Here is a 2,278-nt window from a genome sequence, read left to right as displayed (position 1 = left end):
CCACAGAGAAACTGGTCCATCGCCCCTCCGGACCGAAGTCCAGACCGTAGCGCTCAAGCCGTACCTTGCCATCCTGCACGATCACCAGTGCCGCGGTGCGCTGGGATTCCATAAAAGCATCAACGTCCGTCGCCAGTTCAAGCGGTACCCCCTCAGGTAACGGATAGGGGTTGTTACCGGCAGTGATAACCCGCGATTTCGAGAGGACTGGCACCCGGTCCATGGCGCGAAACACGGCATCCCGTTGCGGTATTTCCCAGAAAAGCACATTGGTATCAGTCGGCATATTCAGCACCAGCCTGCGCATGTCTTTGTCCGCCATTGCCCAAAAAATACCGCACGCCAGTGCGATCAGAACGATGATGGAAACCACCCATTTTTTCATAAGACGTCTACTTCTGTTTTATTGTAGTTGAGGATGGGAGGCCCGGGCGGACCATCAATCCCAGCAAACAGGGCCAGATCGCGGAACATCAACCGCCCATCCTGAAAAAGCTGGGGTTCAGTACCCAAGAATGGCTGACCGAAGCCACCGAGTTTGAAGCCCGTTATCAGGATAACCGGCGCGCCCAGTTGAGGCAGGTCACAGCCTCAACGCCGAGCTTTACGGCAATTTTGGAGCCGCGCAGCGGTGGAAAAATTGTCCTGCAACAGCGGCTGGTTATGCATTATTCGTAGTGGCTCCAGAGCCTGAGAACTTTCACCACTCGCTCGTCCTCGAGCACCTGGTAGACCAGACGATGCTGAATATTGATGCGGCGTGAATAGGCACCCGCTAGATCACCAATGAGCTTCTCAAACGGAGGCGGCTTACGGTATGGATCTTGCGCTATCAGCGCTAACAGTTCCTGGGCTTTTGGTTTTAGGCCGCTGGAAGACAACTTTTTTGCATCTTTCTGGGCTTGCTTGGTGTAAATCAACGTCCATGTCACCAGTCCAGCTCCTCATCGCATTCATCCACGGGGGTATCCATCCCCTCACGAATAGACTCCCGCATACCTGGTACGGAGAGCAGGTAAAGTGTTTCCTGAATTGCAGACCAGTCTTCCTCGGAAACCAGGACGGCTTTGTTCCGCTTACCCATGATGACGATTGGTTGGTGGGACTCGGCGGTCTCGTCAATCAACCGATAAAGGTTGCTGCGCGCCTCAGTTGCTGTGATTCCCGTCATGACGCACCTCTTGCGTGTTCAAACTTCCATCAATTGTACGCCTATAGGTACGTACGTCAAGACGAACGTTTTGCATAGCGCCCGCCATCGCCGGTGACAGAACCGCAGCGAAGCTGAGGTTTTGGCATCCGGTGAATGGCCTGGTTATGTGCTGCCTCAGGCTGCAACAAGCTTCTTCACGTTGAGCTCTTTGCGATGTTGTTCAGCATGCCAGAGTTCATATTGGGACTGCTGATTTAGCCAGCTTTCTGCCGAGGTATCGAAAGCGATAGAGAGCCGGATCGCCATTTCTGGACTGATGCCGGCCTTGCCATTCAACACGGCACTCAGCGTTTTGCGGCTAACGCCCAATGCCTCTGCTGCTGCTGTGACAGAAAGGCCAAGGGGCTCAAGACAAAGCTCTCGCAGCACTTCACCCGGGTGCGGAGGGTTGTGCATTAACATTGGCGGTACCTCAGTGATAATCTTCGTAGTTCACAATCTCGGCATCTCCGTCTTCGAATCGGAAGGTCACTCGCCAGTTACCGCTGACGGTCACTGACCAGATTCCGGCACGATTGCCAGAGAGCTCGTGCAAGCGAAGACCGGGTAAGTCCATATCTTTAGAATTCGCCGCTGCATTCAATCTACCGAGAATGAGCCGAAGCCTCTTTGCGTGAGCGGCCTGAATCCCTACAGTGCTGCCGGACTTGAAGAATTTTGCCAAGCCCTTGTGTTTGAAGCTTCGAATCATTGCCTGAATGTACCCTGTAACGTATCAGGTGTCAAAGCACATAACGAGGTTTTAGAAAAACTCGATTTTGAGGTATCCCCACAGCCTGACTGCTAATTTTTTTGACCCGTCCGTCAACGGTCGAACTGGAATTCGCTGGCCGGGATAGTTTCGCTCCTCCCTCTATCCGGCGCGAAATCACACCCCACACAGTACAAAGTCCTTATTTAATGCCAAGCTGCTCCCGGACCTGAAGGGAGTCAAAGGGAGACTGAAGCTCAGGAAGGCTTTCCAGTGCTCTTCGCATTTCGCCAGGCAGCCCCTGATACCGGCTCTCAAAGTTCCAACGAATGGGAGAGAACACCTGCTCAATCACCTCTTCTCTCAGTTGTCGG

General features: G+C 53.5%; 4 protein-coding genes and 1 pseudogene. All 5 read right to left on the bottom strand.

Annotated features, from left to right (window positions below; genetic code table 11):
* Positions 1–385, bottom strand: a pseudogene (locus tag AAC035_RS20770) (hypothetical protein); the annotation flags it as partial.
* Between the two features lie 283 nt (positions 386–668).
* Positions 669–932 (bottom strand): Txe/YoeB family addiction module toxin, encoded by a 264-nt coding sequence (locus AAC035_RS20765; protein ID WP_339807022.1) that lies wholly within the window; start codon positions 930–932, stop codon positions 669–671.
* Positions 929–1,171, bottom strand: a complete 243-nt coding sequence (locus AAC035_RS20760) for a type II toxin-antitoxin system Phd/YefM family antitoxin (protein WP_058092928.1) — start codon at positions 1,169–1,171, stop codon at positions 929–931. The genes AAC035_RS20765 and AAC035_RS20760 overlap by 4 nt, the downstream gene beginning before the upstream one ends.
* Positions 1,172–1,327: 156 nt before the next feature.
* Positions 1,328–1,615 (bottom strand): HigA family addiction module antitoxin, encoded by a 288-nt coding sequence (locus tag AAC035_RS20755; RefSeq protein ID WP_036148342.1) that lies wholly within the window; start codon positions 1,613–1,615, stop codon positions 1,328–1,330.
* A 10-nt stretch (positions 1,616–1,625) separates the two neighbouring features.
* Positions 1,626–1,904, bottom strand: coding sequence for a type II toxin-antitoxin system RelE/ParE family toxin (locus AAC035_RS20750; RefSeq protein ID WP_339807021.1), 279 nt, complete (start codon positions 1,902–1,904; stop codon positions 1,626–1,628).
* Between the last annotated feature and the right edge of the window lie 374 nt (positions 1,905–2,278).

It is taken from the genome of uncultured Marinobacter sp., from assembly GCF_963974375.1.
GTDB lineage: Bacteria > Pseudomonadota > Gammaproteobacteria > Pseudomonadales > Oleiphilaceae > Marinobacter.
This window is presented reverse-complemented; position numbering and strand designations above follow the sequence as displayed.

Excerpts from the sequence above, each read along its gene's own strand:
- AAC035_RS20760 (WP_058092928.1), bottom strand. The coding sequence starts at position 1,171 with ATGACGGGAATCACAGCAACTGAGGCGCGCAGCAACCTTTATCGGTTG.
- AAC035_RS20755 (WP_036148342.1), bottom strand. The coding sequence starts at position 1,615 with ATGTTAATGCACAACCCTCCGCACCCGGGTGAAGTGCTGCGAGAGCTT.
- AAC035_RS20750 (WP_339807021.1), bottom strand. The coding sequence starts at position 1,904 with ATGATTCGAAGCTTCAAACACAAGGGCTTGGCAAAATTCTTCAAGTCC.